General features: G+C 69.0%; 23 protein-coding genes. 15 read left to right on the top strand and 8 right to left on the bottom strand.

Annotated features, from left to right (window positions below; translation table 11 throughout):
• The first annotated feature begins 61 nt into the window (after nt 1-61).
• From gap to ACSF8R_RS09225, 5 genes are all read left to right on the top strand, one after another.
• Entirely contained in the window at nt 62-1072 is a 1011-nt protein-coding gene (gene gap / locus ACSF8R_RS09245) for a type I glyceraldehyde-3-phosphate dehydrogenase (RefSeq protein WP_434811584.1), read from the top strand.
• 5 nt (nt 1073-1077) lie between these two features.
• Nucleotides 1078-2295: a phosphoglycerate kinase gene (locus tag ACSF8R_RS09240; protein WP_434811583.1), complete on the top strand. Its 1218-nt coding sequence runs from the start codon at nt 1078-1080 to the stop codon at nt 2293-2295.
• On the top strand, nt 2295-3077 hold the full coding sequence (gene tpiA / locus ACSF8R_RS09235) for a triose-phosphate isomerase (protein WP_434811582.1): 783 nt from the start codon (nt 2295-2297) through the stop codon (nt 3075-3077). The genes ACSF8R_RS09240 and tpiA overlap by 1 nt, the downstream gene beginning before the upstream one ends.
• A gap of 105 nt (nt 3078-3182) precedes the next feature.
• Nucleotides 3183-3431, top strand: a complete 249-nt coding sequence (secG, locus tag ACSF8R_RS09230; protein WP_215486355.1) for a preprotein translocase subunit SecG — start codon at nt 3183-3185, stop codon at nt 3429-3431.
• Nucleotides 3431-3787 (top strand): RNA polymerase-binding protein RbpA, encoded by a 357-nt coding sequence (locus tag ACSF8R_RS09225; protein ID WP_434811581.1) that lies wholly within the window; start codon nt 3431-3433, stop codon nt 3785-3787. The genes secG and ACSF8R_RS09225 overlap by 1 nt, the downstream gene beginning before the upstream one ends.
• Before the next feature lie 60 nt (nt 3788-3847).
• On the opposite strand, the gene pgl is transcribed toward ACSF8R_RS09225, so the two are convergent.
• Genes pgl through tkt form a run of 6 tightly spaced genes read right to left on the bottom strand, consistent with a single transcriptional unit; the run spans nt 3848 to nt 11970 of the window.
• Nucleotides 3848-4627, bottom strand: a complete 780-nt coding sequence (gene pgl, locus ACSF8R_RS09220) for a 6-phosphogluconolactonase (RefSeq protein WP_434811580.1) — start codon at nt 4625-4627, stop codon at nt 3848-3850.
• A gap of 8 nt (nt 4628-4635) precedes the next feature.
• A complete protein-coding gene (locus ACSF8R_RS09215; RefSeq protein ID WP_434811579.1) occupies nt 4636-5571 on the bottom strand; it encodes a glucose-6-phosphate dehydrogenase assembly protein OpcA in 936 nt (311 codons plus the stop codon).
• Entirely contained in the window at nt 5568-7112 is a 1545-nt protein-coding gene (gene zwf, locus ACSF8R_RS09210; protein WP_434811578.1) for a glucose-6-phosphate dehydrogenase, read from the bottom strand. Before zwf ends, ACSF8R_RS09215 begins: the two co-directional genes overlap by 4 nt.
• A 30-nt stretch (nt 7113-7142) precedes the next feature.
• Nucleotides 7143-8759, bottom strand: coding sequence for a glucose-6-phosphate isomerase (locus ACSF8R_RS09205; RefSeq protein ID WP_434811577.1), 1617 nt, complete (start codon nt 8757-8759; stop codon nt 7143-7145).
• Nucleotides 8756-9877: a transaldolase gene (gene tal / locus ACSF8R_RS09200; protein WP_434811576.1), complete on the bottom strand. Its 1122-nt coding sequence runs from the start codon at nt 9875-9877 to the stop codon at nt 8756-8758. The genes ACSF8R_RS09205 and tal overlap by 4 nt, the downstream gene beginning before the upstream one ends.
• Complete coding sequence (tkt, locus tag ACSF8R_RS09195; RefSeq protein WP_434811575.1) at nt 9874-11970, bottom strand: transketolase; 2097 nt, start codon at nt 11968-11970, stop codon at nt 9874-9876. The genes tal and tkt overlap by 4 nt, the downstream gene beginning before the upstream one ends.
• A gap of 317 nt (nt 11971-12287) precedes the next feature.
• On the opposite strand from tkt, the gene ACSF8R_RS09190 reads away from it, so the two are divergent.
• The 3 genes from ACSF8R_RS09190 to ACSF8R_RS09180 all read left to right on the top strand — a co-directional run bounded on the left by ACSF8R_RS09190 (nt 12288) and on the right by ACSF8R_RS09180 (nt 14278).
• The gene (locus tag ACSF8R_RS09190) at nt 12288-13202 is read left to right on the top strand and encodes a heme o synthase (protein WP_434811574.1); all 915 of its coding nucleotides are present in this window, start codon (nt 12288-12290) and stop codon (nt 13200-13202) included.
• Nucleotides 13203-13435: 233 nt separating this feature from the next.
• On the top strand, nt 13436-13684 hold the full coding sequence (locus ACSF8R_RS09185; protein ID WP_434811572.1) for a hypothetical protein: 249 nt from the start codon (nt 13436-13438) through the stop codon (nt 13682-13684).
• A gap of 3 nt (nt 13685-13687) precedes the next feature.
• The gene (locus tag ACSF8R_RS09180; RefSeq protein ID WP_434811571.1) at nt 13688-14278 is read left to right on the top strand and encodes an endonuclease domain-containing protein; all 591 of its coding nucleotides are present in this window, start codon (nt 13688-13690) and stop codon (nt 14276-14278) included.
• Between the two features lie 86 nt (nt 14279-14364).
• On the opposite strand, the gene ACSF8R_RS09175 is transcribed toward ACSF8R_RS09180, so the two are convergent.
• Nucleotides 14365-14817 carry a dinucleotide-utilizing enzyme gene (locus tag ACSF8R_RS09175; protein WP_434811570.1) on the bottom strand — a complete coding sequence of 151 codons (453 nt, stop codon included), beginning with the start codon at nt 14815-14817 and terminating at the stop codon, nt 14365-14367.
• An 82-nt stretch (nt 14818-14899) separates the two neighbouring features.
• Nucleotides 14900-15880, bottom strand: coding sequence for a COX15/CtaA family protein (locus ACSF8R_RS09170; RefSeq protein ID WP_434811569.1), 981 nt, complete (start codon nt 15878-15880; stop codon nt 14900-14902).
• Nucleotides 15881-16137: 257 nt separating this feature from the next.
• Here ACSF8R_RS09170 and sufB point away from each other — a divergent pair, with 257 nt between their 5' ends.
• The 7 genes from sufB to ACSF8R_RS09135 all read left to right on the top strand — a co-directional run bounded on the left by sufB (nt 16138) and on the right by ACSF8R_RS09135 (nt 22846).
• Complete coding sequence (gene sufB / locus ACSF8R_RS09165) at nt 16138-17556, top strand: Fe-S cluster assembly protein SufB (protein ID WP_434811568.1); 1419 nt, start codon at nt 16138-16140, stop codon at nt 17554-17556.
• Nucleotides 17556-18737: a Fe-S cluster assembly protein SufD gene (sufD, locus tag ACSF8R_RS09160; RefSeq protein ID WP_434811566.1), complete on the top strand. Its 1182-nt coding sequence runs from the start codon at nt 17556-17558 to the stop codon at nt 18735-18737. The genes sufB and sufD overlap by 1 nt, the downstream gene beginning before the upstream one ends.
• Nucleotides 18734-19063, top strand: coding sequence for a non-heme iron oxygenase ferredoxin subunit (locus tag ACSF8R_RS09155; RefSeq protein WP_434811565.1), 330 nt, complete (start codon nt 18734-18736; stop codon nt 19061-19063). Before sufD ends, ACSF8R_RS09155 begins: the two co-directional genes overlap by 4 nt.
• Before the next feature lie 18 nt (nt 19064-19081).
• Complete coding sequence (gene sufC, locus ACSF8R_RS09150) at nt 19082-19861, top strand: Fe-S cluster assembly ATPase SufC (protein WP_434811563.1); 780 nt, start codon at nt 19082-19084, stop codon at nt 19859-19861.
• A 9-nt stretch (nt 19862-19870) separates the two neighbouring features.
• Nucleotides 19871-20200 carry a metal-sulfur cluster assembly factor gene (locus ACSF8R_RS09145; RefSeq protein ID WP_434811562.1) on the top strand — a complete coding sequence of 110 codons (330 nt, stop codon included), beginning with the start codon at nt 19871-19873 and terminating at the stop codon, nt 20198-20200.
• 142 nt (nt 20201-20342) lie between these two features.
• Nucleotides 20343-21503, top strand: a complete 1161-nt coding sequence (locus ACSF8R_RS09140) for a MalY/PatB family protein (RefSeq protein WP_434811561.1) — start codon at nt 20343-20345, stop codon at nt 21501-21503.
• Complete coding sequence (locus ACSF8R_RS09135) at nt 21500-22846, top strand: MFS transporter (protein ID WP_434811560.1); 1347 nt, start codon at nt 21500-21502, stop codon at nt 22844-22846. The genes ACSF8R_RS09140 and ACSF8R_RS09135 overlap by 4 nt, the downstream gene beginning before the upstream one ends.
• Nucleotide 22847: the final 1 nt, after the last annotated feature.

Genomic DNA, 22847 nt, shown 5'->3' with positions numbered 1-22847 from the left:
CCGCGTGCGGGTGCGCATCGCAGCGATCGCACCCACGCAAACCAGAAATACGGGAGACAACGTGTCTGTCAAGATCGGAATCAACGGCTTCGGCCGCATCGGACGTAACTTCCTCCGCGCGGCGCTTGAGCAGGGCGCGGACCTCGACATCGTCGCGGTGAACGACCTCACCGACAACAAGACCCTCGCCCACCTGCTCAAGTACGACTCCGTCGGTGGCGTGCTCGCCGCCGACGTCAGCTACGACGACGACAGCATCACGGTCAACGGCAAGGAGATCAAGGCGTTCGCCGAGCGCGACCCCGCCAACCTGCCCTGGGGTGAGCTGGGCGTGGACATCGTGATCGAGTCGACCGGCTTCTTCACCAAGGCCGACCTCGCGAAGAAGCACATCGAGGCGGGCGCCAAGAAGGTCGTCATCTCGGCACCCGGCACGGGCGTCGACGGCACGTTCGTCATGGGTGTGAACGAAGACACCTACGACTCGGCCACGCAGCACATCATCTCGAACGCGTCGTGCACGACGAACTGCCTCGCGCCCCTCGCGAAGGTGTTCAACGATGCCTTCGGCATCGACCGAGGCTTCATGATGACCGCGCACGCGTACACCGCGGACCAGAACCTGCAGGACGGGCCGCACGGCGACCTGCGCCGTGCACGTGCGGCCGCGATCAACATCGTGCCCGCCTCGACCGGTGCTGCGAAGGCGATCGGCGAAGTGCTGCCCGAGCTCAACGGCAAGCTGTCGGGCTCCTCCTACCGCGTTCCGGTCCCGACCGGCTCGATCGTGGACCTGACGCTCATCACCGAGCGTGACGACCTGACCGTCGACGAGGTCAACGCGGCCTACGAGGCGGCAGCCGCGGACGGTCGTCTTGCCGGCTACCTGCAGTACAACGCCGACCAGATCGTCTCGAGCGACATCGTGCACAACCCGCACTCGTCGATCTTCGACTCGACGCTGACCAACGTCAGCGGCAACCTCGTCAAGGTGTCGAGCTGGTACGACAACGAGTGGGGCTACTCGAACCGTCTGGTCGACCTCACCGAGCTGGTCGCCGAAAAGCTCTGACGATCATGGCTCTGCGCACCCTCGAATCGTTGGGTTCGCTGGCCGGAAAGCGTGTCATCGTCCGTGTCGACTTCAACGTCCCCCTGCGGGATGGAGTCATCACGGACGATGGCCGCGTCCGGGCGGCGCTTCCCACGCTGAATCACCTCATCAATCAGGGTGCGCGGGTCATCGCCTGCTCGCACCTGGGCCGTCCCGACGGCGCTCCCGACGACAAGTACAGCCTCGCCCCTGTGGCGCAGCGTCTGTCGGAGCTGCTGGGCAAGCCCGTCGCGTTCGCGCGTGACACCGTGGGCGCCTCGGCGACCGACGCGGTCGCAGCGCTCGAAGACGGCGACGTCGCAGTCATCGAGAACCTCCGTTTCAACGCGGGCGAAACCGCGAAGGACGACGCCGCTCGTCGTGCGTTCGCCGAGGAGCTCGCGCAGCTCGGAGACGTGCTCGTCTCGGACGGCTTCGGCGTCGTGCACCGCAAGCAGGCGTCGGTCTACGACCTCGCTGAGCTGCTGTCGTCGGCCGCGGGGCTGCTCATCGAGAAGGAGGTCGACGTGCTCGACCGCCTGACCGAGAAGCCCGAGCGTCCCTACGCCGTCGTGCTCGGCGGATCGAAGGTGAGCGACAAGCTGGGTGTCATCGAGCACCTCCTGCCGCGCGCCGACAAGATCCTCGTCGGCGGCGGCATGCTGTTCACGTTCCTCGCCGCGCAGGGCCAGAAGGTCGGCACGTCGCTGCTCGAGGCCGACCAGATCGACACCGTCAAGGGGTATATCGCGACGGCCGCCGAGCGCGGGGTCGAGCTGATCCTCCCCGTGGACGCCGTCATGGCATCCGGGTTCGCGGCCGACGCCGACCACGTCGTCGCGGCTTCGGACGCACTGGAGGACACCCCCTTCGGTGCCGGCGGCATGGGCCTGGACATCGGGCCCGAGACGTCGAAGATCTTCGCCGACGCGATCGCCTCGTCGAAGACGGTGTTCTGGAACGGCCCGATGGGCGTCTTCGAGATGCCGGCGTTCGCCGCCGGCACGAAGGCCGTCGCGCAGGCACTCACCGAGGTCGACGGACTGTCTGTCGTCGGCGGTGGCGACTCGGCTGCGGCCGTTCGACAGCTGGGCTTCGCAGACGACCGGTTCGGGCACATCTCGACCGGTGGTGGCGCGAGCCTGGAATTCCTGGAGGGCAAGAAGCTCCCCGGGCTGGAGATCTTGGGATGGGAGGGCTGATGGCGCGCACACCGCTCATCGCCGGCAACTGGAAGATGAACCTCGACCACCTGCAGGCGGTCGCGTTCGTGCAGAAGCTGCACTGGACGCTGAAGGATGCCAAGCACGAGGACGGATCCGTCGAGGTCGCCGTCTTCCCGCCGTTCACCGACATCCGTACGGTGCAGACGCTGCTCGATGCCGACAAGATCCCGTTCGCGCTGGGCGCGCAGGATCTGTCGGCACAGGACAGCGGTGCCTACACGGGTGAGGTCTCGGGCGCGTTCCTCAGCAAGCTCGACTGCGGCTACGTCATCATCGGTCACTCCGAGCGTCGTCAGTACCACGGTGAGACCGACGAGGTCGTCGCGGCGAAGGTGCAGGCCGCGCTGCGGCACGGCATCGTGCCGGTGATCTGCGTGGGTGAGACGCTGGAGCAGCGTGAGGAGTCCGGTCCCACCGCCGTATCCGTCGAGCAGCTGCGGGTCGCACTCGCGGGTCTGCCCGCCGACGCCGATGTCGTCATCGCGTACGAGCCGGTCTGGGCGATCGGCACCGGCCAGGTCGCCTCGCCCGAGCAGGCTGAAGAGGTCTGCGGCGCGCTGCGCGCCGTGATCGGCGAGGTGCTCGGCGCCGATGCGGCCGAGCGCACCCGCATCCTCTACGGCGGCTCGGTCAAGGCCGCCAACATCGCCGCCTTCATGCGCGAGCCCGACGTGGACGGTGCGCTCGTGGGTGGTGCGAGCCTGCTCGTCGACGAGTTCGCGGCGATCATCCGCTACCAGAAGCACGTCGGGGTCTGACCTCGTTCCTCGCTCGGCGGCCGGTCGACGGTCGCCGAGCGAGGATGCCCGGTATACTCGACCCTTGTGCGCCCCGACGGGGCACCCGAAAGGCTTTCAACGACTGTGGACATTCTCGAGTTCGTGCTCCAGGTGCTGCTGGGCATCACCAGCCTCCTGCTGACCCTCCTGATCCTCCTGCACAAGGGCCGCGGTGGCGGTCTGTCCGACATGTTCGGCGGTGGCATGAGCTCCGCCATGGGCTCGTCGGGTCTCGCGGAACGCAACCTCAACCGGTTCACCGTCGTGCTCGCACTCGTCTGGTTCGTCGCGATCGTCGCGCTGGGCCTCATCACGAAGTTCCAGGGGATCTGATGGCTGCCGGAGGAAACGCGATCCGAGGCACCCGTGTCGGTGCCGGCCCGATGGGCGAACAGGACCACGGGCACCACGCCGACCGCGTCGCCGTGTCGTACTGGGATGCGCTCGGCAACGAGACCGTGCGGTACTTCGCCGCCGGCATCCCCGACGAAGAGATCCCCGAGACGATCGACTCGCCGCACTCCGGTCTCCCCGCGGGTCGCGACAAGGCCAACCCTCCCGCCGTCGCGAAGACGGAGCCCTACAAGACGCACCTCGCCTACGTGAAGGAGCGTCGCACCGACGAGGAAGCCGCCGAGCTCCTCGACGACGCGTTGCGTCAACTGCGCGAGCGCCGCGGCCAGGGCTGAGCCCCGCCGCACGCGGAGTTCGCGACAGACTGCGGCGTTGCGGCCGCGGCCCGCGCGGAGTCAGTAGTCCTGGTCGATGAGTTCGTCTGGCACTTCGCTGGCGGCAGCCTCGTCGACGAACAGGATCGTGCGTTTGCGGCCCTTGGCGCCCGCTGCGGGCACCTGGTCGTAGCTCGCACCGGCGAGCACGAGGCCGAGAGCCGAGGCCTTGTCGGTGCCGCTGAGCACCATCCAGACGCGCTTGGACGCGTTGATCACCGGGCGGGTGAGGCTCACGCGCTCCGGCGGCGGCTTGGGGGAGTCGCGCACGGCGACGGCCGCGCGATCGGTGATCTGGATCTCGCCGCGATCGGGGAACAGCGACGCGATGTGGCCGTCGGGTCCGACACCGAGAAAGCACACGTCGAACGCCGGCCACGACTGCTCACCCGAGCCGAATCGCGCCAGCTCGGCGGCGTACTGCTCGGCCGCCTCATCGAGGGTGACACCGTCGTCCGAGGCTGCCATCGTGTGCACGTTGGCCTCGGGGATGTCGATGTGGTCGAGCAGTCCGCGCCGGGCGCCGGTCTCGTTGCGTTCGGCGTCGCCGCGCGGCAGGAACCGCTCGTCACCCCACCACACATGCACGCGCGACCAGTCAAGGCCCGCGCGGGCTTCGCTGCGACCGGCGGCTTCGAGCACGGCCGTACCGCTCGTACCGCCGGTCAGGGCGACGTGGACGGTCTTGCCGTCGGCGAGACGCTTGGCGACCCGGTCCAGGAACCGCTCGGCAACGGCATCCGCCATCGACTGCTTGTCGGGGCTGATGACGACCCGCTTCTCCGTCCAGAACTCGGCCACAGTTGCTCCTAGGTCGTGGGCGGGCCGAGCAGTTCCCAACCCTCCGTGATCACTCGACCATACAGGAGGTCCGGATCCAGTCTGCGCAGCTCCTCCGCGAGGCATTCGCGCAGCGACCGACGCGGCAGCACGATGTCGTGCGAGGGCTGGCCCGGCTGAGTGAGCGTCGCGTCGATGTCGTTGCTGCGCTCGAGGTGCACCTCACCCGATGCGCGCGTCAGGATGACCTTCTGGATGCCGTGATCCCACTCCTGCTTCGGTGCGTAGCGCCACACGACGGGCACGTCGAGCTTGAGGCGCAACCAGGCAGCGAGCAGTCCCGTCGAGGGCGAACTGCCGGCGCCGACCACCTCGACGCCGGTGACCTCTTCGTACGGAGGCTGGTCGAGCACGGCGGCCAACTGTTCGCGCCAGTGCGTGAGTCGCGTCCAGGCGAGGTCGGTGTCTCCCGGCTGGTAGCGGGGGCCGAGGGCCGCGAGTCGGTTGCTCACGAACGGCTTCGTCGACGCATCCGTGATGCGCCGCTGGGCCATGCGGCCGATCTCGGACTGAGCCGGCTCTGCCGGCGGATCCTCCGGCCACCACGCCACGACCGGCGCATCGGGCAGCAGCAGCCCCGTGATGAGGCTTTCCTCGTTCTCGGCGGCGGCACCGTAGGCACGCAGCACGATCACTTCGCTCGCGCCGGCGTCGCCACCGACGCGGATCTCCGCGTCGAGCAGCGGCGCGTCGCCGTCGGGATAGGTCTCGAGCACGATGACGCGCATCGGGTGCTCACGAGACGCGTCGTTCGCCGCGTCGATCGCGGCTTCGTCCACGCGCCCCTTGGAGCGGATGACGAGGGTCAGCACGCGGCCGAGGGCCACCGCGCCGCCCTCTTCGCGCACGCTCACGAGGGAGCGTGCGATCTTCGACACAGTGGTGTCGGGCAGGTCGACGATCACGGGCGCCTCCAGACGCGGCCGTCACGGGCCAGAAGTTCATCGGCGGACGAAGGACCCCACGAACCGGGGGAGTACTGCTCGAGCGGACCGCCCTCTGCGGCCCAGAACTGCTCGATCGGGTCGAGGATCTTCCACGAGAGCTCGACCTCTTCGTGCCGCGGGAACAGCGGCGGGTCGCCGAGCAGCACATCGAGGATGAGACGCTCGTATGCCTCGGGGCTCGACTCGGTGAAGGCGTGGCCGTACCCGAAGTCCATCGTGACGTCGCGCACCTCGGTGGTCGCGCCCGGCACCTTCGACCCGAACCGGATTGTGACGCCCTCGTCGGGCTGCACGCGGATCACGAGCGCGTTCTGGCCGAGTTCGCGGGTCTGGTTCCGCAGGAAGAGGTGCTGCGGTGCGCGCTTGAAGACGACCGCGATCTCGGTGACGCGTCGCCCGAGGCGCTTGCCGGTGCGCAGGTAGAACGGGACGCCCGCCCAGCGGCGCGTCGCGATCTCGAGCTTGACCGCGGCGTACGTCTCGGTCGTCGACTCGGGGTTCATGCCGTCTTCGTCGAGGAAGCCGGTGACCTTCTCGCCGCCCTGCATGCCGCCGGCGTACTGGCCGCGGGCCGTCGCGTTCGCGAGGTCGTCGGGCACGTGGACGGCGGCCAGCACCTTCTCCTTCTCGGCGCGGAGGTCCTTCGCATCCAGCGAGATCGGCTCCTCCATCGCCGTGAGGGCGAGTAGCTGCAGCAGGTGATTCTGGATGACGTCGCGGGCGGCGCCGATACCGTCGTAGTATCCGGCCCGGCCGCCGACGCCGATGTCTTCGGCCATCGTGATCTGCACGTGGTCGACGTAGTTCGCGTTCCAGATCGGCTCGTACAGCTCGTTGGCGAAGCGCAGCGCGAGGATATTCTGCACCGTCTCCTTGCCGAGGTAGTGGTCGATGCGGAAGATCGAGTCGGCCGGGAACGCGACCTCGAGCGCCGCGTTCAGCTCACGCGCGGTCTGCAGGTCGCTGCCGAACGGCTTCTCGATCACGACGCGGCGCCAGCTGTCGTCGTCCTTCTCGTCGACGAGCCCGGAGTCCTTGAGCTGACGGGCGACGATCGGGAAGTCCTTGGGCGGGATCGACAGGTAGAACGCGTGGTTGCCCATCGTGCCGCGCTCCGTGTCGAGGCGTTCGACGGTCTGACGCAGGCGTGCGAACGCGTCGGGGTCACCGAACTCGCCCGAGACGAAGCGGATGCCCTGCAGCAGCTGCTTCCACGTCTCTTCGCGGAACGGGGTGCGCGCGTGCTGGCGGACGGCGTCGTGGACGACCTTCGCGAAGTCCTGGTCCTCCCAGTCGCGTCGGGCAAAGCCCACCAGCGCGAAGCCGGGTGGCAGCAGGCCACGGTTGGCCAGGTCGTACACGGCCGGCATGAGCTTCTTGCGGGACAGGTCGCCGGTGACGCCGAAGATCACGAGGGCGCTGGGCCCTGCGATCCTGTTCAGGCGCCGGTCTTCTGGGTCGCGCAGCGGGTTCTGGCCGCGCGAGATCTCGGCAGTCATCGGGGGAGTGGCTCCTCTGGTGGGGCGGGACTACTGTGCTGCTTCGAACAGCGAGAGCACGTCGGCCTGCCGGTCGGTCAGCGTCAGGGTGACGACGGGGCGGCCGTGTGCGGCGAGCACCTGGGCGTCGCCTGCGGCCTGGGCGCGGATGAGCTCACCGAAGGTGAACGGGCGCCCCGGGATCTCGAGGTCGACCTCGGTCGACTCGAGGATCTGCACGAACACGCCTTCTGCGGGCCCGCCCTTGTGGTACTGGCCGGTCGAGTGCAGGAAGCGCGGGCCCCATCCGAACGTCGTCGGGCGACCGGAATCGGCGGCGACCAGTTCGCGGAGTCCCGCCAGCTGCGGCAGTTCGTTGCGGTCGACGTAGGCCTGCAGGGCGACGTAGCCGGTGTCGGTGAGCTGCGCCCAAAGCGCATCGAAGACCGATTCGATCGTGCCGCCGGCCGCCAGTGCGGGGTCGGTCACGCGGACCTCGATCCCGTCCTGCACGAAGGCGGGGGCGCCGAGTTCGGGTCGGGCCTCGAGCAGGCCGCGTGCGGCATCCTTTGCCGATTCCACATCGGGCTGGTCGAACGGGTTGATGCCGAGCATCCGACCCGCGATCGCGGTCGCATACTCCCACACGACGAACTGCGCACCGAGCGAACCGCTCACCAGCACTTCGTCGGGGTGCTGCTCGATGAGCTGGAAGTGCACGGCGTCGTCGACGATGCGCACGATCTGCACGTCGGTCTGGGGGCGGTCGGCCTCGGGCGAGACCGGCAGCAGCACGACCGGCAGGATGCCGGTGCCGCCCTTGCCGGTGGACTCGGCCACCAGCTGCTCGATCCAGTCGGGCAGCCCCTCGATGTGGGTGCCGTCGGTGATGAGTCCGAGCTTGTCGCGTCGAGGGTCGCCACCGGCGATCGCCGCGGCCAAGACGATGGCGGGATTGCGGGGGTCGTCGATCGCGACCTCGAGCATCGTCGCTTCGGCTTCGTCGAGCAGTTCGGCGATGTCGACACCCGCGAGGCCCGTCGGCACGAGGCCGAACGCGGTGAGCGCCGAGTAGCGTCCGCCGACCGTCGGGTCGGCGTGGAAGACGCGATAGCCGGCCTCCTGCGAAGCGACATCGAGCGGCGATCCGGGATCGGTGACGACGATGATGCGTTCGGCGGGGTCGATCCCGAGGTCGCGCCAAGCCGCCTCGAAGGCGCGCTTGGCGGAGTCGGTCTCGACCGTCGATCCGGACTTGGAGGCGACGACGAGAACCGTCTCACGCAGTCCGGCGTCGGCGTCGCCGTCGATCGCGGCGAGCACCTGCCCGGGCGCGGTCGAATCGAGGATCACGAGCGGCACGCCGGCCGTCTGCGCGATGACCTCGGGTGCGAGCGAGGAGCCGCCCATGCCCGCCAGCACCACGCGTGTGATGCCGGCGGCCGCGAGCTCGGCGCGCAGTGCCGTGATCTGTGCGACCAGCGGTCGCGACACCGAGACGGCCTCGACCCAGCCGAGGCGCTTTGCCGCCTCCGGCTCGGCCTCGGGGCCCCACAGGCCCGCGTCACCCGCCGTCAGGCTGCTGGCGACGAGGCTGTCGACGAGCGTCGGAACCGTGTGACGGACGACGTCGGCGATGTGCCCCGAGACGTGGATCTCGAAACTCACCGGGATGCCTCGGGAGCGGCGGCAAGCGCCTCGGTCACGGTGTTCTGCAGGTCGTGCCACGAGACGATGAACTTCTCGACGCCTTCGTCTTCGAGCACCTGGGTGACGTCGGCGAAGTCGACGCCGACGTCGGCGAGTCCGTCGATGACGGCGTGCGCGTCTGCGTAGTTGCCGGTGATGGTGTCGCCGGTGACGACGCCGTGGTCGAAGGTGGCCTCGAGGGTCTTCTCGGGCATCGTGTTGACGGTGCCCGGCGCGACGAGTTCGGTGACGTAGAGGGTGTCGGGCAGAGCCGGGTCCTTGACGCCGGTCGAGGCCCACAGCGGGCGCTGGACGTTGGCGCCGGCGCCGGTGAGGGCAGTGGCGCGGTCGCTGCCGAACGCCTGCTCGAACAGCTCGTACGCGAGACGCGCGTTGGCGACGCCGGCCTTGCTCTTCAGCGCCGCGGCCGCCTCGGTGCCGATCGCGGCGAGGCGCTTGTCGACCTCGGTGTCCACGCGCGACACGAAGAACGATGCGACCGAGTGGATGCCGGAGAGGTCGATGCCGGCATCCTTCGCCTGCTCGAGTCCGGCGAGGTAGGCCTCGATGACCTCGGCGTAGCGCTCAAGCGAGAAGATGAGGGTGACGTTGACCGAGATCCCCGCGCCGATGACTGCGGTGATGGCGGGCAGGCCCGCCTTGGTCGCCGGGATCTTGATGAGCGCGTTGGGGCGGTCGACGGTCGCCCACAGCTTCTTCGCCTCTTCGACGGTCGCGTCGGTGTCGTGCGCGAGGTCGGGGGAGACTTCGATCGACACGCGGCCGTCGAGACCGTTCGTGGCGTCGAACACCGGGCGGAACACGTCGGCCGCTGCGGCGACGTCTTCGGTGGTGAGGGCGAAGATCGCGGCATCCGCGTCGGCGCCGGTTGCGGCGAGCTTGGCGATCTCGCCCGCGTAGTCGGCGCTGCCACCGCCGATGGCGGCCTGGAAGATCGACGGGTTCGTTGTCACACCGGTGACGTTGCGGGTCGCGATGAGGTCGGCGAGGTTGCCGGTCGTGATCCGCGAGCGCGAGAGGTCGTCGAGCCAGATGCTGACGCCCGCTTCGGAGAGGGCGTGGGTCGGGGTGGTCATGCGTTCTCCTTGACGGTTGCGCGAGCCGCTTCCACGACCGCGTCGGCGGTGACGCCGAACTTCTCGAACAGGGTCTTGTAATCGGCCGAGGCGCCGAAGTGGTCGATGCCGACGCTGCGGCCGGTGTCGCCCACGATCGTGCGCCACAGCGGTGTCGCGGCGGCCTCGACCGAGACGCGCGCCTTCACGGCGGACGGCAGGACTGCTTCGCGGTAGTCGGCGTCCTGCTCGGCGAACCACTCGAGCGACGGCGCCGACACGACGCGCGCGTTGACGCCCTCGGCGGCGAGCGTCTCGCGGGCGGCGACGGCCAGCTGCACCTCGGAGCCGGTCGCCACGATGATCACGTCGGGCGTGCCGCCGGGGGCTTCGGCGAGCACGTAGGCGCCCTTCGCGGTGCCGTCGGCCGAGGCGAACACGTCGCCCGACGCTGCGCCGTCGCCGCGCTCGAACACGGGGATGTTCTGGCGGGTGAGCGCGATGCCGGCGGGGCCCGCCTGGCGGCGGAGGATCTCGAGCCACGCGTGCGCGGTCTCGTTCGCGTCCGCGGGCCGCACGACCGTGAAGTTCGGAATGAGGCGCAGCGACGCGAGCTGCTCGATCGGCTGGTGGGTCGGCCCGTCCTCGCCGAGGGCCACCGAGTCGTGCGTCCAGACGTAGATGCTCGGGATGTTCATGAGGGCGGCCAGACGGACCGCGGGGCGCATGTAGTCGCTGAAGATCAGGAAGGTGCCGCCGAACGCGCGCGTCTTGCCGTGCAGCACGATGCCGTTGACGATCGCACCCATCGCGTGCTCGCGGATGCCGAAGTGCAGGACGCGGCCGTAGGGGTCACCCGACCATTCCTCGGTCGACCAGTCGGCGGGGATGAAGCTCTTCGCGCTCTTGATGGTCGTGAGGTTCGATTCGGCGAGGTCGGCCGAGCCGCCCCACAGCTCGGGCATGACCTCGGCGATGGCGTTGATGACCTGGCCCGATGCGGCGCGTGTCGAGACGTCCTTGCCGGACTGGAACACCGGCAGCGCGTCTTCGATGCCGTCCGGCAGCGCGCCGGACTCGAGGCGGTCGAGCAGCTGCTTGCGCTCGGGGTTCGCCGCCGCCCACGCGTCGAACGACTCCTGCCATGCGGCGCGCTGCGATGCGGCGCGCTCGGCGAGTCCGCGGGTGTGCGCGAGGACGTCGTCGGGCACCTGGAAGGTCTGCTCGGGGTCCCAGCCCAGCACCGACTTCGTCGCCGCGAGCTCTTCCGCGCCGAGCGCGGAGCCGTGGATCTTGCCGGTGTTCTGCTTGCTGGGCGCGGGCCAGCCGATGATCGTCTTCAAGACGATGAGCGACGGCTTCGAGGTCTCCGCCTTGGCCGCTTCGAGGGCCGCGAAGAGCTCGAGTGCGTCTTCGCTGTACTCGCCGGTGCGCTTCCAGTCGACGGTCTGCACGTGCCAGCCGTAGGCCTCGTAGCGCGCCGCGACGTCTTCCGTGAACGCGACGTCGGTGTCGTCCTCGATCGAGATCTGGTTCGCGTCGTAGATCGCGATGAGGTTGCCGAGCTGCTGGTGCCCGGCGAGGCTCGAGGCCTCGCTCGTGACGCCCTCCTGCAGGTCGCCGTCCGAGGCGATCACGAAGACGTGGTGGTCGAACGGGCTCTGCCCGGGCGCCGCCTCGGGATCGAACAGGCCGCGCTCGTAGCGTGCCGCGTACGCGAAGCCCACCGAGGACGCCAGGCCCTGCCCGAGCGGGCCCGTGGTGATCTCGACGCCCTTGGTGTGGCCGTACTCGGGGTGGCCGGGCGTCAGCGAGCCCCAGGTGCGAAGCGCCTTGAGGTCGTCGAGCTCGAGGCCGAATCCGCCGAGGTACAGCTGGACGTACTGCGTGAGCGACGAGTGCCCGGCCGAGAGGATGAAGCGGTCACGGCCGAGCCAGTCGGTGTCGGCCGGGTCGTGGCGCATGACCTTCTGGTACAGCAGATACGCAGCGGGCGCGAGGCTCATTGCAGTGCCGGGGTGGCCGTTGCCGACCTTCTCGACGGCATCCGCCGCCAACACCCGCGCGGTGTCCACCGCGCGCCGATCGATCTCTTCCCATGCCAGCTCTGACACCTGGTCGCCTTTCGTCGGGGGAGCGCCTCACAGTCGAGCCGAACCGCGGCCATCGGGACCGAGACCCACGGTGTGCGGCGCTGGGCGCGCGTGTGGGTTCAGCATATCGAAGGGGGGTGCGGGCCAGACGGCCGGAAGCTGTTGTGTGACGCAGTCTTGCTGAATGCCCGGTCGCCGATGTGTCGCCATCGTGACGCGTGGGAGTCTATTCGCTCACCGCTGCCTTTCGGCGGGTGTGAGGCGCCGGAAGGGCGCGGGCGGTGGCATAGACTGGCGGAGGAATCTCGGCGGCGATAGTGGGGGCGATGGACATCACGATGACGCGCGGTACCGCGGCACCCGTGAACCGCGGCTCGATCGGCCGCACGATTCGTGCGTATGTGACGTTGACCAAGCCCCGCGTGCTCGAGCTGCTGCTGGTGACCACCGTCCCGGTCATGCTGCTCGCCGAGGGCGGGATGCCGTCGCTGTGGCTCGTGCTGGCGACCGTCATCGGTGGTTCGTTGAGCGCGGGGTCTGCGGCGACGTTCAACATGTACATCGACCGTGATATCGACGCGCACATGCAGCGCACCGAGAACCGCCCGCTCGTGACGGGTGAGGTGTCGCCGCGCGGCGCGCTCGTGTTCGCGTGGGTCCTCGCCGTCGCCTCCACGGTGTGGCTGGCTGCCACCACGAACTGGTTGGCCGCGGCCCTCAGCGTCACCGCGATCTTCTTCTACGTCGTGATCTACACGATCATCCTCAAGCGCCGCACCGAGCAGAACATCGTGTGGGGCGGCATCGCGGGCTGCTTCCCGGTGCTCATCGGCTGGACCGCCGTCACGGGGTCGCTCTCGTGGACGCCGTTCATCCTGTTCTTGCTCGTGTTCCTGTGGACGCCACCGCACTACTGGCCGCTGTCGATGAAGTACAAGGCCGACTACGACGAGGCCGACGTGCCGATGCTGGGCGCGACCCGCAACGGCTCACAGGTGGGCCTGCAGGTCATCTTGTACGCGTGGGCGACCGTCGCGTCGTCGCTGCTGCTCATCCCGGTCGCGCCGATGGGGCTCGTCTACACGGTGTCGGCGGTCGTGTTCGGGGGCTGGTTCATCTACGAGTCGCACGTGCTCTACACCCGCGCCGTGCGCGGTGAGCAGATGAAGCCGATGCGCGTGTTCCACGCATCCATCACCTACCTGACGCTGCTGTTCGTGGCGATCGCGGTCGATCCGCTGCTGCCGATCTGATCTCGCGGCCCCGCGCGCAGCGCGCGGCAGGCCCGGCCGCCGCGACGCCCGGCACACCTTCGGAGTTCTGCAGTTCCTCGGACACTTTGACGTCCGCGCGTCCGAAGTTGTCGTGATCTCCGTAATTGCGCCCGCCCTCGTTGCCTCCTCCACAGGGCAGGCTGGATGCCACACCTTCCACAGATCGCGACGATCCCTTCTCCGGGCTGACGCCTCCCGGCCAGGCTGGGCACATGACTGAGGTTCGCCGCATCGACCTGCTGGCCGCCGTCGCTGCCCGAGACGGGGTCGCGCGGGCGTCGTCGCTGTCTCGCGCCGGCCACTCCCGGCATCGCATCGCGCAGGCAATCGAGGCAGGGGATCTCGTCCGGGTTCGCCGCGACTGGGTGGCGGCACCGGATGCGGATGCCGAACTGATCGCCGCGGCCCGCGCGGGGGTGGTGCTGTCCTGCATCACGTGGGCGCGACGGGCGGGGCTCTGAGTGTTGGCCGAAGATCGCTGCCACGTCGCCGCGGATCCGGGGGCTGCGGGAGGCAAGCCGCCCGCGGCGAAGGTCCACTGGTCCAAGCCGCTCGCGCTCCGGCATCCTGATGCCCTCGTCGACGCTGCGCCCAATGCGCTCGTCCTCCTGGCCAGGTGCCAGCCGTTCGAGGCGGCGCTCGCGGCGTGGGACTCGGCGGTGCGCAAAGGGATTGCGGTCCCCGATCAATTCGCGCGTCTGCCGTTGCCGCCCGCTGCGCGAGACGTCCTGGCATCCGTCTCGTCCTTCGCGGACTCGGGACTCGAGACGATCTTCCGCGTGCGATTGCGATGGATGCGGGTGCGCATCCTCACGCAGATCTGGATCGCCGGCCGTCCCGTGGACTTCTTGATCGGCGAGCGACTCGTGGTGCAACTCGACGGCGGTCACCATGTCGATGCGCAGCGCGCGGGCGACATCGCGCACGACGCGCAGCTGAAGCTGCTGGGCTATCACGTGATGCGCTTCACGTACGCGCAGATCATCGGTGATTGGCCGGCCGTGCAGGACACCATCATGCGAGCGGTTGCGCAGCGTCTCCATCTCGCCGCGTGATGCGGCACAACTGCGGAGATCTGCACGTCTGCGGAACGAACCGGGCGAGGGGCTCCGAAGTTGTGCAGATCTCCGCAGTTCGCAGGTCAGCGGGCGGCTGCCGGCTCGGCGGTGCGCTCGTCGGCGTCAGCGCTCGCATCCGCCTCGGCGGCAGCTTCGGCGTTCGCCTGGTAGCCCAGGTCCGAACGGTAGCCGTTGTCGTCGCTCGTCGCCTCCTCGGCAGTCGGCTCCTCGTCGACGTCGTCGGCCCACGCGGGCGGTTCGACGACGGCCGGTGCTGCGGCGGGCACGAGCGCGCGTGCGGCGCCGAGGGTCAGCGCCAGCAGCAGGCCGATGGCGCCGGCACCGATCAGCACGGTGCCGAGGACTGCCCACATCTGCCCCACGTACACGTCGACAGTGGTCGCCGTGCCGTCGGTGAGTCCCACCGTCATCGTGCCGAGCTTGTCGATCAGCAGCGACGCGCCGCCGGCTGCGCTCGCGAGCGAGGCGACGATCAGCAGCCAGTAGGGGATGCTCGTAGTGAGTCGTTTGCGCATGGTGCTCCTTCCGGGGTGGCATGCCGCAATGGCGGCACGGCCCCACTGTCGCGCGGCAACCCGTGCGGGAGCGATGCGGACCCTATGCGTCGCCTGTGCGCGACCCGACGACCAGCGGTTCGGTTGCTTCGGCGGTTGCGAAGGTCGCGACGGGCGCCTTGAGATGCATGACGACGGCGGTCATCGCGGCGACGAGGGTGACCGCGAGCACCATGTGGATGTTGACGAGCGCGATCGGCAGTCCGGTGCGGGCCTGCCACAGGCCGACGGCGATCTGCACGAGCTCGACACCGAGTAGCAGCAGCGTCCAGCGGCGAAGCCCGAGGTGCGCCGGTGTGCGCCATGCGCCCACGACGAGCGCGATGGTCAACGCGACGGTGACGTACGCGGGCCAACTGTGCACGTGCTGCCAGAAGACGGGGTCGAGTCCGTTGCGGGCTGCGGCTTCATCGCCGGCATGGGGGCCGGCGCCGGTGAGCAGGATACCGACGACAACCGTCACGAAGACCGCCGCGCTCGTGATGTGGGTGAGGATCGCGAACGGCTTCGCCACTGCACGTCGCCGGGGACCCGGCTCCGCATACACGCGCGCCACGAGCACGGCGGCGAGCGCGACGAGGCCCGCCGAGATGAGGAAGTGCACGCCGACCACGCTCGGGTGCAGGTGCACCCAGACGGTGATGCCGCCGACGACGGCCTGCAGGATGATGCCCAGACCGATTGCGAACGAGATGCGCGCGAGGTCGACCCGACGCGGACGCACGCGCAGCACGGAGAGGTACATGAGCAGTGCGACGACGATGAGGACACCCGTGAGGGTGCGGTTGCCGAATTCGATCAGGCCGTGGATGCCGAGCTCTTTCGTGGGGACGAGTGAGTCGGCGGTGCAGTACGGCCAGGTCTCGCACCCCATCCCGGAGCCGGTGAGTCGCACGAGACCGCCCGTGCCCACGATGCCGATGTTGACCACGAGCGACAGCCATGCCATGGCGCGCACCCAGCGGGTGATCGTCGTCGGCATGAGGAATGCGCGCACGGGATGGGCGGCCGGGTCTTCGGGCATGGGGATGTCGCCTCCAGCGGACAGCGCGGGGTGTGGGTCGGTCACAGGCGCGCCCGGTGGGGCCGGTGCCTGTAGACTTGCGGGGTGGAGACGCAGGGCGTCAGTCCAACGTCCCCCCAAAAGTCTAAGCGTCGCCGCAGTCCGTAGGCGACGGCACAGGAACGGCCCTGGAAGCGGCATCCCACCCCCCGCATACTCCCGAGGGGAAGGGAATGCCGGGACGGATGACACCGTTGCGGCCTTGAAGGAGGAAAGCCATGTCGGATGTGCTCATCGACCGACCGGAACTCGACGGTCTGGGGGTGTACGAGTTCGGTTGGCACGACCCCGATGCCGCCGGTGCGAGCGCGAAGCGAGGGCTCAGTGAAGCCGTCGTGCGCGACATCTCCGCACTGAAGGCCGAGCCCGAGTGGATGCTGAAGACCCGTCTCAAGGGACTCCAGCTGTTCGGCCGCAAGCCGATGCCCACGTGGGGCGCCGATCTGTCGGACATCGACTTCGACAACATCAAGTACTTCGTGCGCTCGACCGAGAAGCAGGCGCAGTCGTGGGAGGACCTCCCCGAAGACATCCGCAACACGTACGAGAAGCTCGGCATCCCCGAGGCGGAGCGCCAGCGGCTCGTCGCCGGCGTTGCCGCGCAGTACGAGTCGGAGGTCGTCTACCACCAGATCCGCGAGGACCTGGAGGAGCAGGGTGTCATCTTCATGGACACCGACACGGCGCTGCGCGAGCACCCCGAGTTCTTCGAGGAGTACTTCGGCACCGTCATTCCGGCCGGCGACAACAAGTTCGCGGCGCTGAACACCGCCGTCTGGTCGGGTGGCTCGTTCGTGTACGTGCCGAAGGGCGTGCACGTCGAGATCCCGCTGCAGGCTTACTTCCGCATCAACACGGAGAACATGGGCCAGTTCGAGCGGACCCTGATCATCGCCGACGAAGACAGCTACGTGCACTACATCGAGGGCTGCACGGCGCCGATCTACAAGAGCGACTCGCTGCACTCGGCCGTCGTCGAGATCATCGTGAAGAAGAACGCCCGCGTTCGCTACACGACGATCCAGAACTGGTCGAACAACGTCTACAACCTCGTCACCAAGCGCGCCGTCGCCCACGAGGGCGCGACGATGGAATGGGTCGACGGCAACATCGGCTCCAAGGTGACGATGAAGTACCCGTCGATCTTCCTCATGGGCGAGCACGCCAAGGGTGAGACGCTTTCGGTCGCCTTCGCGGGCCCCGGCCAGCACCAGGACGCCGGCGCGAAGATGATCCACATGGCGCCGTACACGCAGTCCTCGATCGTCTCCAAGTCGATCGCACGCGGCGGCGGCCGTGCCGGCTACCGCGGTGAAGTGCGGGTGGATGCCAATGCGCACCACTCCGCGAACACCGTGCGCTGTGATGCGCTGCTGGTCGACACGATCTCGCGATCCGACACCTATCCCGCGATCGACATCCGCGTCGACGACGTACAGCTCGGCCACGAGGCCACGGTCTCGAAGGTCAGCGAAGAGCAGCTGTTCTACCTCATGAGCCGCGGACTTCCCGAGGACGAGGCGATGGCGATGATCGTCCGCGGCTTCATCGAGCCGATCGCGCGCGAACTGCCCATGGAGTACGCCCTCGAACTCAACAAGCTCATCGAGATGGGCATGGAAGGATCCGTCGGCTGATGACGACAGCGACCCAGGCCCCCGCATCCGCGAAGGGCCACATCGACCCTGCCGCCGCGTTCGTGCCGGTCCAGACCCGCTCCGAGCGGCCGACGTCGTTCGACGTCGCCGACTTCGGCGTCCCGACCGGGCGCGAGGTGAACTGGAAGCACACGCCGATCGACCGCGTCCGGCCGCTGCTGGTCGACGAGCCCGGCGCCCACGGCGTCGTCGCCGTCGAGGTCAGCGCCCCCGCGGGCGTCGAGCAGCGCCGGCTCGCCGTCGGCGAGGCGCCCCGCGGCGAGGTGTTCCGCCCCGAGGACGTCGCGGCCGCGATCGCGTGGACGCAGGAGGCCGACGCGCCTCTCATCCGCATCCCGGCGGGCGTCGAGCTCGATAAGCCGATCGTCGTCCGCCTGACCGGAACCGGCGGCGTCGCCCACGCGCACGTCGTCATCGAGGCGCAGGCGCACGCCCGCGGGACGGTCGTCCTCCGCCACGAGGGCACCGCCCAGCAGGCGCAGAACGTCGAGATCATCGCCCGCGACGGCTCGGCCCTCACCGTCATCTCGCTGCAGCGCTGGGACGACGACGCGGTGCACCTCGCGTCGCACCAGGCGCGCGTCGACCGCGACGCGTCGCTCACCCACATCGTCGTCACCCTCGGCGGCGGCGTCGTGCGGGTGAACCCGTCGGTCGAACTCGCCGGCGCCGGCTCCGAGGGGAAGCTCTTCGGTCTGTCGTTCGCCGACGCCGGGCAGCACTTCGAGAGCCAGGTGTACCTCCACCACAAGGGCCCGCACACCACCGGTGACGTGCTCTACAAGGGGGCGCTGCAGGGGGAGAGCGCTCGCAGCGTGTGGATCGGCGACGTGCTCATCGGCCCCGATGCCGTCGCGACCGACTCGTACGAGGCCAACCGCAACCTGGTGCTGACCGACGGCGCTCGCGCGGACTCGATCCCGAACCTCGAGATCCAGACCGGTGACATCCAGGGTGCCGGGCACGCCAGCGCGACCGGCCGCTTCGACGACGAACAGCTCTTCTATCTGCAGGCCCGCGGCATCGCCGAAGACGAGGCCCGCCGCATGGTCGTCCTCGGCTTCCTCAGCGAGATCGTGCAGAAGATCGGCATCCCCGACCTCGAGGAAGAGCTGACCACGGCGATCATCGCCGAACTGGCCGAAGGGGCCTCCGCGTGAGCGCGCAAAAGGTGCTCAGCCTCAGCGAGCTGACGCAGGACACTGCGGTGCGTGTCGAGGTTGACGGTGTGCCGATGGCCGTCGTGCTCGACGGCAACGGCGAGGTGCACGCCATCGGTGACCTGTGCACCCACGGCGACATCTCACTCTCCGACGGGTTCGTCGAGGGTGAGACGTTGGAATGCTGGGCGCACGGCTCTGCCTTCTCGCTGCGCACCGGACGCCCACTCAACCTGCCGGCCTACGAGCCGGTGCCCGTTTATGTCGTCACGATCGACGGGGACGATGTGCTCATCGACCCGACCGTGACCAAAGAAGTGAACTGACGAAGGAAAGACGCACACATGGCTGTTCTGGAGATCCGCGACCTGCACGTCACGGTCGAGACCGAGGCGGGGGAGACCCCCATCCTCAACGGTGTGACCCTCACCATCAGTACCGGGCAGACGCACGCGATCATGGGCCCCAACGGCTCGGGCAAGTCGACGCTCGCCTACACGATCGCCGGTCACCCGAAGTACACGGTCACGAGCGGTTCTATCACGCTCGATGGTGAAGACGTGCTCGAGATGTCGGTCGACGAGCGTGCCCGCGCGGGCCTGTTCCTCGCGATGCAGTATCCGGTCGAGATCCCGGGCGTCACAGTGACCAACTTCCTGCGCACCGCGAAGACCGCCATCGACGGCGAGGCCCCCGGCATCCGCACCTGGACCAAGGATGTCAAGGGCGCGATGGCGAACCTGCGCATGGACGGCAAGTTCGCCCAGCGCAACGTCAACGAGGGCTTCTCGGGCGGCGAGAAGAAGCGTCACGAGATCCTGCAACTCGAGCTGCTCAAGCCGGCCATTGCAGTCCTCGACGAGACCGACTCCGGTCTTGACGTCGACGCGCTGAAGATCGTCTCGGAGGGCGTGAACCGCGCGAAGGCCGAGACCGACCTTGGCGTGCTGCTCATCACGCACTACACGCGCATCCTTCGCTACATCAAGCCCGACTTCGTGCACGTCATGGTCGCGGGGCGCATCGCGGAAGAGGGCGGCCCCGAGTTGGCGGATCGCCTCGAGAACGAGGGCTACGACCGCTACCTCGTGGCGGCCGAGCCGGCTGCCGACGCCGAGGTCTAGGATCGACGCATGACCGCGACCCTCACACCCGAGAAGTACGACGAGGTCACCGAGGCCCTCAAGGACGTCATGGATCCCGAGCTCGGGATCAACGTGGTCGATCTCGGTCTCATCTATGACCTCAGCTGGGATGAGGAGAACGACGCGCTCGTCATCCACATGACCCTGACGTCGGCCGGCTGCCCGCTGACCGACGTGCTCGAGGAGCAGACGGCGCAGTCCCTGGACGAGGTCGTCGACCGGTTCCGCATCAACTGGGTGTGGATGCCGCCGTGGGGCCCCGAGCGGATCACCGACGACGGGCGCGACATGATGCGCGCGCTCGGCTTCGCCATTTGACGCGACCCGGAGCAATGCCGCACGGCGGCGTTGATGCGGGTCGAGTCAAGGTTGAGCGAGCGCAGCGAGTCGAAACCCCGCCGCCGTGACGGCGCGTGTCGGCTTCACGCCGTGCGTGCGCTGCCGTCGGTAGGCTCGAACGGTGAGCATCGCACCACTCGACGCCCTTCCGCTGGAGACGCTTCGGCGCCGTTCGAGCACGAAGTGGCGCACCTACCCCGAGCACGTCATCCCGATGTTCGTCGCTGAGACGGACTTTCCGCTCGCACCGCCGATCACGGCCGCGTTGCGTGAGGCCGTCGAGATCGGCGATACGGGGTACACGCCGCCCGAGCCGGGGCTGCGCGCCGGATTCGTCGAGTTCGCGAAGCGGCGCTTCGGCTGGGAGCTCGAGCCCCGTCGCGTGCGCAGCACGGGTGACGTCATGATGGGCGTCGTCGAACTACTGCGGGCGACGATCGCGCCGGGTGACCGGGTCATCATCACGCCGCCCGTGTATCCGCCGTTCTCGATGTGCATTCCCGAGGCCGGCGGCGTCGTGGAGTCGGTGCCGCTCGTCGACACCGGCGAGTCGTGGCAGCTCGACCTCGACGGCATCGAAGCGGCACTGGCGGCAGGGGCGCGCGCTGTGCTGCTGTGCAATCCGCACAACCCCACCGGCACCGCGCACTCCCGCGAGTCGCTCGCTCGACTCGCGGCGATTGCGAAGGCGCACGACGCGGTCATCGTCAGCGACGAGATCCACGCGCCGCTCGTGCACCCCGGCACGGTGTTCACGCCGTTCCTCACGGCGTCGCCGGATGCCGCGGCTGTCGGGTATGCGGTGACGAGCGCTTCGAAGGCGTTCAACCTGGCCGGGCTCAAGTGCGCCCTGATGGTGACGGCGGATGACCGCACCACGGCGGTCGTGGAGGGGCTCGACCCGGAGGTGGAGTGGCGAACCGGGCTGTTCGGGGCGTTGGCCGGTGTGGCCGCGTTCGACGAGGCCTCCGACGCGTGGCTCGACGCGCTGCTCGCGACCCTCGACGGCAACCGCCGACTGCTCGCGGACCTGCTCGCCGAGCACCTGCCGCTCGCGCGCTACCGCATGCCCGACGCCGGCTTCCTCGCGTGGATCGATCTGTCGGCGTACGGATGGGGAGATGACCCCGCGGAGTCGATCCTGCGTGGCGCGGACGTCGCGCTGCACCACGGCCCGCACTTCGGTGATGAGGGGCGAGGGTACGTGCGCCTGAACTTCGGATGCGACAGCGACCTCGTGAGGGAGGCCGTGCAGCGGATCGGCTCGCTCGCCCGCTCGTGACCATCGCACCGACCGGAGTCTGGCGCCCGCCCTTCGGTTGGGTGACCGCCGGCGCGGTCGCCATGGTGTTCCTCGCAGCGACGCAAGCCCTCGCGGTCACGACCGTCATGCCGGCCGTGAGCGAAGAGCTCGACGGTGCCGGGCTGTACGCCGTTGCCTTCTCGGGTGTGCTCGCGGCGAGCGTGGTCGGCATGGTCGTGGTCGGCGTGTGGTGCGACCGCGCAGAGCCGGCACATGCCCTGACGCTCTCGGTCGCCCTCTTCGTCTTGGGGCTCGTCGTCGCCGGGGCCGCTCCAGACATGACCACGCTCGTGGTGGGCCGGCTCATCCAGGGGCTCGGAACCGGTGGGCAGACCGTCGCCCTGTATGTCGTCGTCGCACGGGTGTACCCGTCCGAACTGCACGGCAGGGTGATGGCGGCGTTCTCAGCAGCCTGGGTCGTGCCCTCGCTCGTCGGCCCTGCGGTGGCGGGAGCGGTCACCGAGTATCTGCACTGGCGCTGGGTGTTCTTCGGCGTCGCCGCGCTCGCGGTCATCGCGTTCACGATCGTGTATCTGCGGCTGCACGGCACCCCGCTGCGGGCCTCCGAGGTCGACACCGGCCCGTACGCCGTGCGGGTGTTGTGCTCGGTGGTGGTCGCGGTCGGTGCTGTCGGGCTGAGCCTCGCAGGCGAGTTCGGTGCGCTCGCGCCGCTCGTCGCCGGAGCCTCGCTGGTGATCGTGGTCATCGCCGTCCGGCCGCTGCTGCCACCGGGAACGCTGACGGTGCGACGGGGCCTGCCGAGTGTCGTCCTGATGCGCGCGCTCATCGCCGGCGCCCTGTTCGGTGCCGAGATCTACGTGCCGTACCTGCTGGTGGACCGATACGGGTTCAGTACGACCTTCGCCGGTTTCGGGCTCACGGCCGCGGCGCTGCTGTGGGCGGCAGGCGCTGAGGTGCAGGGGCGGTTCGGCGATCATCTCGGCAGCACTCGGATCGCCGTCATAGGCGTGTCGTTGTTGACTGCGGCCACGGTGCTGGCGTTCATCACCGCAGCGCTGGGTCTGCCCCCGGCCGTCGTGATCGGCGGCTGGTCGCTCGCCGGCGCGGGAATGGGCCTCATGTACCCGCGGCTGACGGTGCTGACCCTCGCGTACTCGACACCGCAGAATCAGGGGTTCAACTCCGCAGCGCTGTCGATCAGCGACGCGGCGGGCGCCGCCGCCGCGATCGCCGCGATGGGTGTCGCCTTCGTCGCCCTCACCGGTTCTGGGGCGGCGTTCCCGGCCGTCTTCCTGCTCGCCGCGGCGCTCGCGCTGCTCGCGCTCGTGCCGGGGCTCCGCCTCAGCCGGGTGAGCGGCTGAC

The organism is Microbacterium sp. bgisy189, assembly GCF_965345345.1.
Lineage (GTDB): Bacteria > Actinomycetota > Actinomycetes > Actinomycetales > Microbacteriaceae > Microbacterium.
Note: the sequence above shows the minus strand (reverse complement) of the source record. Positions and strands in the feature narration are given on the sequence as shown.

Excerpts from the sequence above, each read along its gene's own strand:
- ACSF8R_RS09240 (WP_434811583.1), top strand. The coding sequence starts at position 1,078 with ATGGCTCTGCGCACCCTCGAATCGTTGGGTTCGCTGGCCGGAAAGCGT.
- tpiA (WP_434811582.1), top strand. The coding sequence starts at position 2,295 with ATGGCGCGCACACCGCTCATCGCCGGCAACTGGAAGATGAACCTCGAC.
- ACSF8R_RS09225 (WP_434811581.1), top strand. The coding sequence starts at position 3,431 with ATGGCTGCCGGAGGAAACGCGATCCGAGGCACCCGTGTCGGTGCCGGC.
- zwf (WP_434811578.1), bottom strand. The coding sequence starts at position 7,112 with ATGACTGCCGAGATCTCGCGCGGCCAGAACCCGCTGCGCGACCCAGAA.
- tal (WP_434811576.1), bottom strand. The coding sequence starts at position 9,877 with ATGACCACCCCGACCCACGCCCTCTCCGAAGCGGGCGTCAGCATCTGG.
- ACSF8R_RS09190 (WP_434811574.1), top strand. The coding sequence starts at position 12,288 with ATGACGCGCGGTACCGCGGCACCCGTGAACCGCGGCTCGATCGGCCGC.
- ACSF8R_RS09185 (WP_434811572.1), top strand. The coding sequence starts at position 13,436 with ATGACTGAGGTTCGCCGCATCGACCTGCTGGCCGCCGTCGCTGCCCGA.
- ACSF8R_RS09175 (WP_434811570.1), bottom strand. The coding sequence starts at position 14,817 with ATGCGCAAACGACTCACTACGAGCATCCCCTACTGGCTGCTGATCGTC.
- ACSF8R_RS09170 (WP_434811569.1), bottom strand. The coding sequence starts at position 15,880 with ATGCCCGAAGACCCGGCCGCCCATCCCGTGCGCGCATTCCTCATGCCG.
- sufB (WP_434811568.1), top strand. The coding sequence starts at position 16,138 with ATGTCGGATGTGCTCATCGACCGACCGGAACTCGACGGTCTGGGGGTG.
- sufD (WP_434811566.1), top strand. The coding sequence starts at position 17,556 with ATGACGACAGCGACCCAGGCCCCCGCATCCGCGAAGGGCCACATCGAC.
- sufC (WP_434811563.1), top strand. The coding sequence starts at position 19,082 with ATGGCTGTTCTGGAGATCCGCGACCTGCACGTCACGGTCGAGACCGAG.
- ACSF8R_RS09145 (WP_434811562.1), top strand. The coding sequence starts at position 19,871 with ATGACCGCGACCCTCACACCCGAGAAGTACGACGAGGTCACCGAGGCC.